11 protein-coding genes are annotated in these 15,823 nt (G+C 42.0%); 7 read left to right on the top strand and 4 right to left on the bottom strand.

What is annotated here, in order from left to right; all coding sequences use genetic code 11:
• The first annotated feature begins 2 nt into the window (after nucleotides 1-2).
• From IAR63_RS09820 to IAR63_RS09790, 7 genes are all read left to right on the top strand, one after another.
• The gene (locus tag IAR63_RS09820) at nucleotides 3-1,556 is read left to right on the top strand and encodes an ATP-binding protein (RefSeq protein WP_187705141.1); all 1,554 of its coding nucleotides are present in this window, start codon (nucleotides 3-5) and stop codon (nucleotides 1,554-1,556) included.
• Nucleotides 1,557-1,583: 27 nt separating this feature from the next.
• Complete coding sequence (locus tag IAR63_RS09815) at nucleotides 1,584-3,137, top strand: ATP-binding protein (protein WP_187705140.1); 1,554 nt, start codon at nucleotides 1,584-1,586, stop codon at nucleotides 3,135-3,137.
• Nucleotides 3,138-3,164: 27 nt separating this feature from the next.
• Nucleotides 3,165-4,718: an ATP-binding protein gene (locus IAR63_RS09810; RefSeq protein ID WP_187705139.1), complete on the top strand. Its 1,554-nt coding sequence runs from the start codon at nucleotides 3,165-3,167 to the stop codon at nucleotides 4,716-4,718.
• 65 nt (nucleotides 4,719-4,783) lie between these two features.
• Complete coding sequence (locus IAR63_RS09805) at nucleotides 4,784-6,349, top strand: ATP-binding protein (protein WP_187705138.1); 1,566 nt, start codon at nucleotides 4,784-4,786, stop codon at nucleotides 6,347-6,349.
• Nucleotides 6,350-6,414: 65 nt separating this feature from the next.
• Nucleotides 6,415-7,980: an ATP-binding protein gene (locus IAR63_RS09800; RefSeq protein ID WP_187705137.1), complete on the top strand. Its 1,566-nt coding sequence runs from the start codon at nucleotides 6,415-6,417 to the stop codon at nucleotides 7,978-7,980.
• A gap of 27 nt (nucleotides 7,981-8,007) precedes the next feature.
• Nucleotides 8,008-9,561, top strand: a complete 1,554-nt coding sequence (locus IAR63_RS09795) for an ATP-binding protein (RefSeq protein ID WP_187705136.1) — start codon at nucleotides 8,008-8,010, stop codon at nucleotides 9,559-9,561.
• 73 nt (nucleotides 9,562-9,634) lie between these two features.
• A complete protein-coding gene (locus IAR63_RS09790; RefSeq protein ID WP_187705135.1) occupies nucleotides 9,635-11,185 on the top strand; it encodes a SagB/ThcOx family dehydrogenase in 1,551 nt (516 codons plus the stop codon).
• Here IAR63_RS09790 and IAR63_RS09785 read toward each other — a convergent pair.
• The 4 genes from IAR63_RS09785 to IAR63_RS09770 form a co-directional block, all read right to left on the bottom strand.
• The gene (locus IAR63_RS09785; protein WP_187705134.1) at nucleotides 11,155-12,690 is read right to left on the bottom strand and encodes a cryptochrome/photolyase family protein; all 1,536 of its coding nucleotides are present in this window, start codon (nucleotides 12,688-12,690) and stop codon (nucleotides 11,155-11,157) included. The genes IAR63_RS09790 and IAR63_RS09785 overlap by 31 nt on opposite strands.
• Nucleotides 12,691-12,723: 33 nt before the next feature.
• Complete coding sequence (locus IAR63_RS09780) at nucleotides 12,724-14,079, bottom strand: UDP-N-acetylmuramoyl-tripeptide--D-alanyl-D-alanine ligase (RefSeq protein ID WP_187705133.1); 1,356 nt, start codon at nucleotides 14,077-14,079, stop codon at nucleotides 12,724-12,726.
• A gap of 167 nt (nucleotides 14,080-14,246) precedes the next feature.
• Nucleotides 14,247-14,384 (bottom strand): hypothetical protein, encoded by a 138-nt coding sequence (locus IAR63_RS09775; protein ID WP_187705132.1) that lies wholly within the window; start codon nucleotides 14,382-14,384, stop codon nucleotides 14,247-14,249.
• Nucleotides 14,385-14,621: 237 nt separating this feature from the next.
• On the bottom strand, nucleotides 14,622-15,530 hold the full coding sequence (locus tag IAR63_RS09770) for a histone deacetylase family protein (RefSeq protein WP_187705131.1): 909 nt from the start codon (nucleotides 15,528-15,530) through the stop codon (nucleotides 14,622-14,624).
• Nucleotides 15,531-15,823 lie beyond the last annotated feature (293 nt).

Below are 15,823 nucleotides of genomic sequence, written 5' to 3'. Positions count from 1 at the left end.
TTATGAATTTACAAAATTTGCCTTTGGGGATTAATACCCTGAGCGTGTTGCGTGAAAACAATTGTGTCTATGTAGATAAAACAAAGTTGGCTTACCATCTTATCAGGATTGCAGGAAGATTCTTTTTGTCACGACCAAGACGCTTTGGCAAAAGTCTATTTGTGGATACCTTGAAGGAGATATTCGAGGGGAATGAAAAATTGTTTGAGGGGCTCTATATTCATGACAAATGGGACTGGAGTCGTAAGTTTCCCGTAATTAAGATTGATTTTGCTGATGGGGTATTAAAAAACCGAGAAGAGTTGGATAGACGTATATTAGACCTTTTGCGGAAGAACGCGGAGCGTCTGGGAGTCTCCTACGAGTCAAATGATATACCAGGGAAATTTGGAACCCTGATTGGGGAAGCAGTGGCTAAATATGGTACTAGAGCAGTAGTACTGGTAGATGAATACGACAAACCGATTCTCGATAATATAGATAACCCAAATATCGCCGCTGAAATGCGAGAGGGACTGAAAAACCTTTACTCAGTGTTGAAGGGTCAAGATGCCAACATCCAGTTCGTCTTTATGACTGGAGTCACTAAGTTCTCCAAGGTCAGCCTATTTAGTGGTATAAATCAACTCAAGGACATCACTATTAGCGAAGCCTACTCATCCATCTGTGGTTATACTGAAACGGACCTGCGGGAGTCCTTAGGTGACCACCTTGAGGGAGTGGATTGGGATGCAGTACGTCATTGGTACAATGGTTATAATTGGACAGGTTCAGAGACCGTTTATAACCCCTACGACATTCTCCTCTTCATTAGCGAAGGCATGAAATTTCGCAACTACTGGTTTGAGACAGGTAGTCCCAGCTTTCTGCTCAAGCTGTTCCAGAAGGAGCAGTATTTCCTACCTAATTTGGAGGGAATCCAGGTAACCGAGGAGATACTCGATTCCTTCGATGTGGAGCAAATTAATCCAGTGACCCTCCTGTTTCAGTCTGGTTATTTGACCATTAAAGACACATTTACAGATATCAACCAGATGGTGTTTTGCTTGGGCATACCTAACATGGAGGTGAAGATTGCCCTAAACAACCAGTTTATCAACGCCTATGCCAACTTAGTAAACGAAAAGTTAGGTATACAAAGGCTGATATATACCCAACTGGATTCTGGAGATGTAGAAGGCTTAGTTAGCACCATCAAGCGATTATTTGCCTCCATTCCTTGGCGGAATTTCACTAATAATGACCTAGCGGATTTTGAAGGATATTATGCCTCGGTAATCTACGCCTTTCTCAGTTCCTTGGATGCTCGAGTTATTCCAGAAGATATCACCAATCATGGTCAATCAGACTTAACTGTTATGGTGGGGGGACACGTCTATGTGATGGAAATCAAGGTGGTAGAAGGGAATCAAGTTGCAGGAAATTCAGCACTTGACCAAATCCTTCAGCGAAACTATGCTGAAAAGTACCGTGGGGAACCAGGAAAATCTATCCATGAAATTGGTTTGATATTTAGCCGCACCCAACGGAACCTTATACAAGCGGACTGGCACTGAACTTTGATCTTGCAACAGTGGGGTGTTATGAATTTACAAAATTTGCCCTTGGGGATCAATACCCTGAGCGTGTTGCGTGAAAACAATTGTGTCTATGTAGATAAAACAAAGTTGGCTTACCATCTTATTAGGATTGCGGGAAGATTCTTTCTGTCGCGACCAAGACGCTTTGGCAAAAGTCTATTTGTGGATACCCTGAAGGAGATATTCGAGGGGAATGAAAAATTGTTTGAGGGGCTCTATATTCATGACAAATGGGACTGGAGTCGTAAGTTTCCCGTAATTAAGATTGATTTTGCGGATGGGGTATTAAAAAACCGAGAAGAGTTAGATGACAAGATTCGGGATGTTCTCTGGACTAATGGCGATCGCCTGGGGGTTAGCTCGAAAAGGAAGAGTATCAGCGGGATTTTCGGAGAAATCATCACAGGTGCAAGGGAGCAGTTCGGTGAAAGGGTAGTGGTGCTGGTAGATGAATACGACAAACCGATTCTCGATAATATAGATAACCCAAATATCGCCGCTGAAATGCGAGAGGGACTGAAAAACCTTTACTCAGTGTTGAAGAGTCAAGATGCCAACCTCCAGTTCGTATTTATGACCGGAGTCACTAAGTTTTCCAAGGTCAGCCTATTTAGTGGCGTGAATCAACTCAAGGACATCACTATTAGCGAAGCCTACTCATCCATCTGTGGTTATACTGAAACGGACCTGCGGGAGTCCTTAGGTGACCACCTTGAGGGAGTAGATTGGGATGTAGTACGTCATTGGTACAATGGTTATAATTGGACAGGTTCAGAGACCGTTTATAACCCCTACGACATTCTCCTCTTCATTAGCGAAGGCATGAAATTTCGTAACTACTGGTTTGAGACAGGTAGTCCCAGCTTTCTACTCAAGCTGTTCCAGAAGGAGCACTATTTCCTACCCAATTTGGAGGGAATCCAGGTAACCGAGGAGATACTCGATTCCTTCGATGTGGAGCAAATTAATCCAGTGACCCTCCTGTTTCAGTCTGGTTATTTGACCATTAAAGACACATTTACAGATATCAACCAGATGGTGTTTTGCTTGGGCATACCCAATATGGAGGTGAAGATTGCTCTCAACAACCAGTTTATCAACGCCTATGCCAACTTAGTAAACGAAAAGTTAGGTATACAAAGACTGATACATAACCAACTGCGTTCTGGAGATGTGGAAGGCTTAGTCAGCACCATCAAGCGATTATTTGCCTCCATTCCTTGGCGGAATTTCACTAATAATGACCTAGCGGATTTTGAAGGATATTATGCCTCGGTAATCTACGCCTTTCTCAGTTCCTTGGATGCTCGAGTTATTCCAGAAGATATCACCAATCATGGTCAATCAGACTTAACTGTTATGGTGGGGGGACACGTCTATGTGATGGAAATCAAGGTGGTAGAAGGGAATCAAGTTGCAGGAAATTCAGCACTTGACCAAATCCTTCAGCGAAACTATGCTGAAAAGTACCGTGGGGAACCAGGAAAATCTATCCATGAAATTGGTTTGATATTTAGCCGCACCCAACGGAACCTTATACAAGCGGACTGGCACTGAACTTTGATCTTGCAACAGTGGGGTGTTATGAATTTACAAAATTTGCCCTTGGGGATCAATACCCTGAGCGTGTTGCGTGAAAACAATTGTGTCTATGTAGATAAAACAAAGTTGGCTTACCATCTTATTAGGATTGCGGGAAGATTCTTTCTGTCGCGACCAAGACGCTTTGGCAAAAGCCTATTTGTGGATACCCTGAAGGAGATATTCGAGGGGAATGAAAAATTGTTTGAGGGGCTCTATATTCATGACAAATGGGACTGGAGTCGTAAGTTTCCCGTAATTAAGATTGATTTTGCTGATGGGGTATTAAAAAACCGAGAAGAGTTGGATGACAAGATTCGGGATGTTCTCTGGACTAATGGCGATCGCCTGGGGGTTGGCTCGAAAAGGAAGAGTATCAGCGGGATTTTCGGAGAAATCATCACAGGTGCAAGGGAGCAGTTCGGTGAAAGGGTGGTGGTGCTGGTAGATGAATACGACAAACCGATTCTCGATAATATAGATAACCCAAATATCGCCGCTGAAATGCGAGAGGGACTGAAAAACCTTTACTCAGTGTTGAAGAGTCAAGATGCCAACCTCCAGTTCGTATTTATGACCGGAGTCACTAAGTTCTCCAAGGTCAGCCTATTTAGTGGAGTCAATCAACTAACAGACATCACCATTGATACCCAATACTCATCCATCTGTGGTTATACTGAAACCGACCTGCAAGAGTCCTTCGGTGACCACCTTGAGGGGGTAGATTTTGACCAAGTGCGCAATTGGTATAATGGTTATAATTGGACAGGGTCGGAGACTGTTTATAATCCCTATGACATCTTGCTGTTTATTGGAAAAGGCCAAGTTTTCCGTAACTACTGGTTTGAAACGGGTAGTCCCAGCTTTCTGCTCAAGCTGTTCCAGAAGGAGCACTATTTCCTACCTAATTTGGAGGGAATCCAGGTAACCGAGGAGATACTCGATTCCTTCGATGTGGAGCAAATTAATCCAGTGACCCTCCTGTTTCAGTCTGGTTATCTGACCATTAAAGACACATTTACAGATATCAACCAGATGGTGTTTTGCTTGGGCATACCTAACATGGAGGTGAAGATTGCTCTCAACAACCAGTTTATCAATGCCTATGCTAACTTAGTAAACGAAAAGTTAGGTATACAAAGACTGATACATACCCAACTGCGTTCTGGAGATGTAGAAGGCTTATTCAGCACCATCAAGCGATTATTTGCCTCCATTCCTTGGCGGAATTTCACTAATAACGATCTAGCGGATTTTGAAGGATATTATGCTTCCGTAATTTACGCCTTCCTTAGTTCCTTGGATGCTCGAGTTATTCCAGAAGATATCACCAATCATGGTCAGTCGGACTTAACTGTTATGGTGGGGGGACACATCTATGTGATGGAAATCAAGGTGGTAGAGGGGAATGAAGTCCAGGGAAATCCAGCACTTGACCAAATCCTTCAGCGAAACTATGCTGAAAAGTACCGTGGAGAACCAGGAAAATCTATCCATGAAATTGGTTTGATATTTAGCCGCACCCAACGGAACCTCATACAAGCGGACTGGCAATAAGTCTAGTTAGGTAAAGAATTGACCTGCTTTGATAAGAGCCTAATGTATTGGATTAATCATCACCCATGAGCCAAGAAGTAGAGCTGAAAAACTTGCCGTTAGGGATAAACACGCTAGACAAACTGCGTGGCAGTAATTGTGTATATGTGGACAAAACGTGTTTCGTACTAAAATTGATTAAACAACCTGGAGCATTCTTTCTGTCGCGACCAAGACGCTTTGGTAAAAGTCTATTTGTGGATACCCTGAAGGAGATATTCGAGGGGAATGAAAAATTGTTTGAGGGGCTCTATATTCATGACAAATGGGACTGGAGTCGTAAGTTTCCCGTAATTAAGATTGATTTTGCTGATGGGGTATTAAAAAACCGAGAAGAGTTAGATGACAAGATTCGGGATGTTCTCTGGACTAATGGCGATCGCCTGGGGGTTGGCTCGAAAAGGAAGAGTATCAGCGGGATTTTCGGAGAAATCATCACAGGTGCAAGGGAGCAGTTCGGTGAAAGGGTGGTGGTGCTGGTAGATGAATACGACAAACCGATTCTCGATAATATAGATAACCCAAATATCGCCGCTGAAATGCGAGAGGGACTGAAAAACCTTTACTCAGTGTTGAAGAGTCAAGATGCCAACCTCCAGTTCGTATTTATGACCGGAGTCACTAAGTTCTCCAAGGTCAGCCTATTTAGTGGAGTCAATCAACTAACAGACATCACCATTGATACCCAATACTCATCCATCTGTGGTTATACTGAAACCGACCTGCAAGAGTCCTTCGGTGACCACCTTGAGGGGGTAGATTTTGACCAAGTGCGCAATTGGTATAATGGTTATAATTGGACAGGGTCGGAGACTGTTTATAATCCCTATGACATCTTGCTGTTTATTGGAAAAGGCCAAGTTTTCCGTAACTACTGGTTTGAAACGGGTAGTCCCAGCTTTCTGCTCAAGCTGTTCCAGAAGGAGCACTATTTCCTACCTAATTTGGAGGGAATCCAGGTAACCGAGGAGATACTCGATTCCTTCGATGTGGAGCAAATTAATCCAGTGACCCTCCTGTTTCAGTCTGGTTATTTGACCATTAAAGACACATTTACAGATATCAACCAGATGGTGTTTTGCTTGGGCATACCTAACATGGAGGTGAAAATTGCCCTCAACAACCAGTTTATCAACGCCTATGCTAACTTAGTCAACGAAAAGTTAGGTATACAAAGACTGATACATACCCAACTGCGTTCTGGAGATGTGGAAGGCTTAGTCAGCACCATCAAGCGATTATTTGCCTCCATTCCTTGGCGGAATTTCACTAATAACGACCTAGCGGATTTTGAAGGATATTATGCTTCCGTAATTTACGCCTTCCTTAGTTCCTTGGATGCTCGAGTTATTCCAGAAGATATCACCAATCATGGTCAGTCGGACTTAACTGTTATGGTGGGGGGACACATCTATGTGATGGAAATCAAGGTGGTAGAGGGGAATGAAGTCCAGGGAAATCCAGCACTTGACCAAATCCTTCAGCGAAACTATGCTGAAAAGTACCGTGGAGAACCAGGAAAATCTATCCATGAAATTGGTTTGATATTTAGCCGCACCCAACGGAACCTCATACAAGCGGACTGGCAATAAGTCTAGTTAGGTAAAGAATTGACCTGCTTTGATAAGAGCCTAATGTATTGGATTAATCATCACCCATGAGCCAAGAAGTAGAGCTGAAAAACTTGCCGTTAGGGATAAACACGCTAGACAAACTGCGTGGCAGTAATTGTGTATATGTGGACAAAACGTGTTTCGTACTAAAATTGATTAAACAACCTGGAGCATTCTTTCTGTCGCGACCAAGACGCTTTGGTAAAAGTCTATTTGTGGATACCCTGAAGGAGATATTCGAGGGGAATGAAAAATTGTTTGAGGGGCTCTATATTCATGACAAATGGGACTGGAGTCGTAAGTTTCCCGTAATTAAGATTGATTTTGCGGATGGGGTATTAAAAAACCGGGAAGAGTTGGATAGACGTATATTAGACCTTTTGCGGAAGAACGCGGAGCGCCTGGGAGTCTCCTACGAGTCAAATGATATACCAGGGAAATTTGGAACCCTGATTGGGGAAGCAGTGGCTAAATATGGTACTAGAGCAGTAGTACTGGTAGATGAATACGACAAACCAATTCTCGATAATATAGACAATCCAAATATCGCCGCTGAAATGCGAGAGGGACTGAAAAACCTTTACTCAGTGCTAAAGGGTCAAGATGCCAACCTCCAGTTCGTGTTTATGACTGGAGTCACTAAGTTTTCTAAGGTCAGCTTATTTAGTGGGATTAATCAACTAACGGACATTACCATTGATACCCAATACTCATCCATCTGTGGTTATACTGAAACCGACCTCCAAGAGTCCTTCGGTGACCACCTTGAGGGGGTAGATTTTGACCAAGTGCGCAATTGGTATAATGGTTATAATTGGACAGGGTCGGAGACTGTTTATAATCCCTGTGACATCTTGCTGTTTATTGGAAAAGGCCAAGTTTTCCGTAACTACTGGTTTGAAACGGGTAGTCCCAGCTTTCTACTCAAACTGTTCCAGAAAGAGCGGTATTTCTTACCCAATTTGGAGGGAATTCAGGTAACGGAGGAAATACTTGATTCCTTTGATGTGGAGCAGATTAATCCAGTGACCCTCCTGTTTCAGTCTGGTTATCTGACCATTAAAGACACATTTACAGATATCAACCAGATGGTGTTTTGCTTGGGCATACCTAACATGGAGGTGAAAATTGCCCTCAACAACCAGTTTATCAACGCCTATGCTAACTTAGTCAACGAAAAGTTAGGTATACAAAGACTGATACATACCCAACTGCGTTCTGGAGATGTGGAAGGCTTAGTCAGCACCATCAAGCGATTATTTGCCTCCATTCCTTGGCGGAATTTCACTAATAACGACCTAGCGGATTTTGAAGGATATTATGCTTCCGTAATTTACGCCTTCCTTAGTTCCTTGGATGCTCGAGTTATTCCAGAAGATATCACTAATCATGGTCAGTCAGACTTAACTGTTATGGTGGGGGGACACATCTATGTGGTGGAAATCAAGGTGGTAGAGGGGAATGAAGTCCAGGGAAATCCAGCACTTGACCAAATCCTCCAGCGAAACTATGCTGAAAAATATCGTGGGGAACCGGGAAAATCTGTCCATGAAATTGGTTTGATATTTAGTCGCAGCCAAAGGAACCTTATACAAGCGGACTGGCACTGAATTTTGACTTTGCAACAATGGGGTGTTATGAATTTACAAAATTTGCCCTTGGGGATCAATACCCTGAGCGTGTTGCGTGAAAACAATTGTGTCTATGTAGATAAAACAAAACTAGCTTACCATCTTATCAGGATTGCGGGAAGATTTTTTCTGTCGCGACCAAGACGCTTTGGTAAAAGTCTATTTGTGGATACCCTGAAGGAGATATTCGACGGGAATGAAAAATTGTTTGAGGGGCTCTATATTCATGACAAATGGGACTGGAGTCGTAAGTTTCCCGTAATTAAGATTGATTTTGCGGATGGGGTATTAAAAAACCGGGAAGAGTTGGATAGACGTATATTAGACCTTTTGCGGAAAAACGCGGAGCGTCTGGGAGTCTCCTACGAGTCAAATGATATACCAGGGAAATTTGGAACCCTGATTGGGGAAGCAGTGGCTAAATATGGTACTAGAGCAGTAGTACTGGTAGATGAATACGACAAACCAATTCTCGATAATATAGACAATCCAAATATCGCCGCTGAAATGCGAGAGGGACTGAAAAACCTTTACTCAGTGCTAAAGGGTCAAGATGCCAACCTCCAGTTCGTGTTTATGACTGGAGTCACTAAGTTTTCTAAGGTCAGCTTATTTAGTGGGATTAATCAACTAACGGACATTACCATTGATACCCAATACTCATCCATCTGTGGTTATACTGAAACCGACCTCCAAGAGTCCTTCGGTGACCACCTTGAGGGGGTAGATTTTGACCAAGTGCGCAATTGGTATAATGGTTATAATTGGACAGGGTCGGAGACTGTTTATAATCCCTATGACATCTTGCTGTTTATTGGAAAAGGCCAAGTTTTCCGTAACTACTGGTTTGAAACGGGTAGTCCCAGCTTTCTACTCAAACTGTTCCAGAAAGAGCGGTATTTCTTACCCAATTTGGAGGGAATTCAGGTAACGGAGGAAATACTTGATTCCTTTGATGTGGAGCAGATTAATCCAGTGACCCTCCTGTTTCAGTCTGGTTATCTGACCATTAAAGACACATTTACAGATATCAACCAGATGGTGTTTTGCTTGGGCATACCCAATATGGAGGTGAAAATTGCCCTCAACAACCAGTTTATCAACGCCTATGCTAACTTAGTAAACGAAAAGTTAGGTATACAAAGACTGATACATACCCAACTGCGTTCTGGAGATGTAGAAAGCTTAGTCAGCACCATCAAGCGATTATTTGCCTCCATTCCTTGGCGGAATTTCACTAACAACGACCTAGCGGATTTTGAAGGATATTATGCTTCCGTAATTTACGCCTTCCTTAGTTCCTTGGATGCTCGAGTTATTCCAGAAGATATCACTAATCATGGTCAGTCAGACTTAACTGTTATGGTGGGGGGACACATCTATGTGATGGAAATTAAGGTGGTAGAGGGGAATGAAGTCCAGGGAAATCCAGCACTTGACCAAATCCTCCAGCAAAACTATGCTGAAAAATACCGTGGGGAACCGGGAAAATATGTCCATGAAATAGGTTTGATATTTAGTCGCGCTCAACGAAACCTCATTCAAGCGGATTGGCGCTAAAATTGCCCTATAATTTACACAGCAGGAGGATAAAAAACTGGAATCTGAAATTTTCTAGGGATAACCGACAACAATGACACAAATACAACCATCTATTGCCGAATACTACCACGAACAGACAAAATATGATCCGGAGAGCTTACGACAAAAAAGCCAATATTTAGATTGGAATAAACAACCAGTCCCCTTCAAAGAGTACAAAATAGGATCTGACTTTGAATTAAAGTACTATCTGAACAAGAAACTAGAGGATTTTAGCAACAATTCTTCAGAGCAATGGTGGTGGAGACTGTCAGAATTGTTATTTTGTAGTTATGGGCTAACAGCAAAAATCCCTTCTATGGGTAGTACAGTATACCTACGTTCCGCACCAAGTGCGGGAGGATTGTATCCTGCAGAATTATATGTCGTTTCCCGTGGATTACCCTTACTACCCGCAGGACTTTATAACTATCAATGTCGGACACATTCCCTAAAACAATTTTGGGACAGCGATGTTTGGGAGAATTTGCAAGCTGCTTGTTTTTGCCATCCTAGTTTAGAAAATAGCCAACTAGCAATAATCACTACAGCTGTTTTTTATCGTTCCGCATGGCGTTACCAGGATAGGGCTTATCGGCGTATTTTTTTGGATACAGGACATCTTTTAGGTAACATTGAATTGGCGGGGGCAATGACGAATTATAGACCCTATTTAATAGGGGGTTTTGTAGATGAAGCGGTTAATAATTTATTGTATGTTGATTCCCACCAAGAAGCAGCAACAGTGGTCATAGGACTAGTAGATTTATTAAAGGAGTCAAAAAAATTTTCTTCACAGAAAACCGCTCTTCCATCTTTGACTATCAAGAATTATCCTCGCATTCCCGACGGAGAAATATTAAATTATTTGCATTTACATACTCAGATTAAGTCAGATTTCCAACCTGAGAACCCAGAAGGTAAAACTACCATCAGCAATTATCAAAATAATGGTAACAATTTAGATGATAAATATAATTTTTCCTTTTGTGATAAATTTTCCACACACAGTCCATCAATTAATTGGGGTAAAAATTTGGGAGATCTAGCTGAAACCATGTATAAAAGACGTTCTACCCGATCTTACAGTGGCGAAAAGCTAAAATTCGATGAACTAAAACTTCTCTTAGATTTTACCTATCAACCACAAAATTATCTTGACCAAAATTTGGATAGTCATCCAGATTATTTCGATTTAAATTTAATTGAAACATTTATCGCTGTTTCTGGAGTCGACGGATTAGAACCTGGTTGCTATTATTATGCACCAAAGGCTCAAGAATTAAGGCAAATTCGCTTCAAAAATTTTCGCAGTGAGCTACACTTTCTCTGTTTAGGACAGGAATTGGGTAGAGATGCAGCAGCTGTCATATTTCATACTGCTGATTTAAAAAAGGCAGTGGATAATTACGGAGACCGGGTTTACCGTTATTTACATCTTGATGCAGGTCACCTAGGACAAAGACTAAATTTGGCAGCAATTCATCTTAATTTAGGTGTTAGTGGTGTTGGTGGTTTTTTTGATAATCAGGTTAATGATATTTTAGGTATTCCTATTGATGAGGCAGTTGTCTATATTACTACATTAGGAAGACCAAGATGATTTAATCTGTACGCATCGGACTGGTTTTGCATCATGGCTAATTCTTCAGGAGGAATTCGATCTAACTGGGATAGGATTAAATTTAGTCGCCCTTGGGACTGGAGTTTTTGTCGGTGACGGGCTAAAAAATCCCAATAAAGGAAGTTAAAGGGACATGCGCCCTCACCGGTTCTGGTTTTGGGATTGTAGACACACCCGACACAATAATTGCTCATTTTATTAATGTAGTTTGCTGAAGCAGCATATGGCTTGGAAGCTAATAATCCCCCATCAGCAAATAAACCCATACCTATGACGTTAGTTTGCATAACCCAATCATGGGCATCAATAAAAACAGCGTGAAACCAGTCCACTACATACTGAGGTGAAGTTCCTAAGATTAGATTAAAATTGCTTAATATCATCAACCTTTGGATGTGATGGGCATAGCCAGTATCGTATATTTGCTCCAGGGTCTGATGTAGGCAGTTTAAATCTGTTTTTCCTGTCCAAAACCAATGAGGTAGAGGTTGATTGTGGTTAAACCAGTTACGCTGAGTATAGTCAGGGTCTGTTTGGCTTTGGTAGATATATACTCCGCGCATGTACTCACGCCACCCCAAAATTTGCCGGACGAACCCCTCCACACTATTGAGATTTAGCTGGTGTCTGTTGTATTCTTCTTGGACAGCTTGAATTACTTCCATAGGGTGCAGTAAACCCAGGTTCAGATAGGGGGATAGGAGGGCATGCCATAGAGTGTCTTCACCCGTCACCATAGCATCTTGGTAAGGACCAAAATTCGGTAAGCGGGTTTCCAGAAAGTGGGATAAAACCTTGCGGGCCTGGGATCGGGTCACTGCCCATCTAAAAGTGTCCACCTCTCCATAACCATGGGGAAAGTGGTTACGCACATGGGTAATTACCGCTTGGGTGGTAGGGTCAGGAGGGAACCAAAGAGCAGGGGGAGATGCGAGACCCTTCTTTGGTGGTTTGCGATTCTGTTTATCTAAGTTCCACTGCCCACCAACGGGTTTACCCTCTTCCATTAATACATTAAACCGCTTGCGCCCCTCCCGGTAAAAGTCTTCCAAAAGTAATCGCTTGCGTCCCTGGGCCCATTGGATAAATTCTGATTCTTTCCATAAGAATAGGTTATTGGGTAACCAGTGGATGGGACAGGTTAGGTTCAGCTGATTGATAAATTGGATGAAAGGGCGATCGCTTGGTTCCATGATCCATAGTTCAGTAATACTATGGGTTTGTTGCCAGTTAGTCAGGGCACTGGAGAACTCAGGAGCTATCTCATAGGTAACTTGCCATCCCTGCTGGCCCAGTTCCCGGGCAAAATGGCGCATTGCTGACCATACCAACACCAGTTTTTGACGGTGGTAGGGACGTTCCTGGGCGTAGGCCATGGATTCGATGAGAATAATCGAGGTCTGGTGACGTTGTATGGTCAACTCTTGTAAACCTGGGTGGTGAAAACTGAGTTGATCTCCTAAAATCCAAATTCCGATGGTCATTTTTTCAACCCGCTTTCATAAATCTGGCCAGTACTAAGAATTTATCTCCCCGCAGAATTGCTGAACAACTTTTTCTAATCCAACCGAATGAGCAGCTTTAAATAATAGGCGATCGCCTGGTTGTACATAGGTTTTTAATAGGGAAACCAAATCACTATGGTTATGACAACGTTCGCAGGGTATCCCCTGAGCACTAGTGACAATTGTTTCTGCATCTGGACCATCGACTAAAACTAATAAACCATCCAGGTTCAATTTTTTTACTGTTTCCCCCACTTGTTGATGCAGTTTAGTGGATCTTTCTCCCAATTCTTTCATAGCACCCAAAACAGCAATTTTTCTCTTTCCAGGAGTCTGTGCTAATAGCTCTAAAGCTGCTAACATTGCTTCTGGCGCAGCATTATAGGTTTCATCTAAAATCATAATGTCCCTGGGCAACTTCCAACTTTGCGATCGCCCTTGTGGCATAGTCACGTTTATTCCAGCTTCTAACAGTTTCCAATCCACATCTAATACTTTAGCCACTGCTAGTGCTGCTAAAAAATTACTCCCATTATGAACTCCAGCTAGGGGTAAGGGTAAAGTCATTCCCCCTACTTCTATCTTTTGATAATCCACTAACTTCCCTTGAATATCTCCTCCAGAAAATCCATAAGTAATTACTTCACCCGACCACACCTGCTTAGCAGTAGCCATTAATAGGGGATTATCATAATTAAGAACCGCCACACTATCATTAGACATTTCCTCCAATAGCTCACATTTAGCTTCAGCGATCGCCTGTTCCGAACCTAGTAATTCAATATGTGCTGTTCCCACATTAGTAATTACACCTATATTCGGTTTAGCGATATGGGTTAGTTCTGCAATTTGCCCTCTCCCTCGCATAGCCATTTCTATCACAGCAAAATCATCCCCCTGAGATAATTCCAATAAGGTTTTAGGAACACCAATTTCATTATTGAAATTTCCATGGGTTTTGTGAACTTTTCCTGTTGTCCCCAATACCGCCGCAATTAACTCCTTGGTTGTGGTTTTACCCACTGACCCAGTCACTCCAATTACAGGAATCCCAAACTGACCTCTCCACCATTTAGCCAGTTCCTGGTATGCATTTAAAGTATTTGATACTTTTATTACAGGTAAATTATGATAATTGTAAGTATAATCTACAATAGCAGCAATAGCACCTCGGGCGATCGCCATTTCGACAAACTGGTGTCCATCAAATTTTTCACCTCCTAGGGCTAGAAAAACTTCACCCGGTTGCAACACCCTGGTATCTGTTTGAATACCCACAATAATTTGAGAAAGGCTGGATGAAGGTATATTTACGAGAGAAGCTGAGAGAACAGCAGCTAATTGGGACAAAGTGGCCGTAACAGTCATAGGGACTAGGGGTATAACCAGCAGTTAATTCCGTTGATCATACAATATTATAAGAACAAAGGTTGAAAACCCTTGAGGTTAAGTAGAATCCCCGTGTCTTTAGACCGGGGAGTGTCAAGTATCCATATCCCCAATAGATCTAGCTAGGATGTGGTATTGAGCTAAATTTAATGTTCTACTGTTTTCTCGATGGTTTCAATCAGTGCTAAACCTATACCAGAGAGCAGAATTAAAGCAATTACCGAAAGTAAATAGGCGTTAGTTAACATATATAGGGCCCTATCGAATAAAATATAGGTGGTCATGGGTTCACCTTCAGAAACATTATGGGATTACTTGTGCCATGTAGTGCTATTTATGGATTCACACTCTGGTAGCCAGATTTTGCTAATTAAGTTCCCCAGTAATCATATCTTAACAAAACTTTAGCTAATTACCTCTTTTGTGAAGAAATTTATCTTTTTTTGCCAAAAGTTCCCCGTCTCTAAAACCATATCCCACATTCATAATCCATCCGTGGGGTTTACAAGCGGTATGGGAACTCATAGACAAGCAGCCATAGTGGATCTAACTGATTTAGACAAGGATTCCAAATCATAACCACCTTCTAAACCAAAGAGAATTTTTCGGGTAACACCTAGGCAATACTGAGTAAATAAGCCAAAATCCTCCGGTTGCAACCGGATACTGGCTAGGGGATCATTTTCTACTGCGTCATAACCAGCACTAATAATTAATATATCTGGGTTGAAACTTTTTAAAAACGGTAGGATTTGAGATTTCCATAGGGGTTGATAATCATTAATATCACTACCAGGTGATAAGGGTAAATTTAAAACATTTTGATGGAAGCCATTTTCCGTGGCTTTCCCCGTTCCTGGATAAGCAGGATACTGATGTAGGGAACAATAGGCAATTTCTCGATAGCCCTCCACTATGGATTGGGTACCATTGCCATGATGTACATCCCAGTCTAAAATGGCAACTCGATTAATTCCTGGTTGTTTTAAAGCATATAGGGCAGAAATAGCAGCATTAGACAATAAACAGAATCCCATACCCATACTACTTTCGGCGTGGTGTCCAGGTGGACGTGCCAGGACAAAGGCCGGGTTTTTCTCAATCAATACCTGATTTATCCCATCTAACCAGGCACTGACGGCTAATAAAGCTACATCATAACTACGGGGAGAAATGGGAGTATCTCCATCCAAATATCCTCCTTGACTAGCTATCCGTGCCAGTTTATGAATATAATTCGGACTATGGGCCATTTCTATCCAAGACATTAACTGGGGATTAACCGGTGTGGGAGATAACCACTGGATTTTCTGGGCAAATTCTGCCGTTTTCAAAGACTGGACAATTGCTGTTAACCTTTCTGGTCTTTCTGGGTGATAGCTCCCAGTTTGATGGTCTAAAAATTCTGGAGAATAGATGACTGGTAACATGGACGGGGAAAGAAAAATACTCAGGTTCTATTATCTAAGATTAACTTACATAGCATGTTTTTTGGTGAAACGTAGTGTCTTCACCCTCCGAACTCTATACTAACTGGGGGAACCGTTTGTTTAACTGGGATTTTTCCTAGCATTAAAACTCAATTTCCTATGGAACAACATTCTAATTATAAACTCTTGATAAACTCTACATTCCGGAATTATACGGTTAAAATTAACGAAAAATAAATATAGGGTTTTTCCGACCCATGGGCTACACCTATTCTTATGCCATGTTCGCTCTT

Source organism: Cylindrospermopsis curvispora GIHE-G1 (assembly GCF_014489415.1).
Lineage (GTDB): Bacteria > Cyanobacteriota > Cyanobacteriia > Cyanobacteriales > Nostocaceae > Raphidiopsis > Raphidiopsis curvispora_A.
This window is presented reverse-complemented; position numbering and strand designations above follow the sequence as displayed.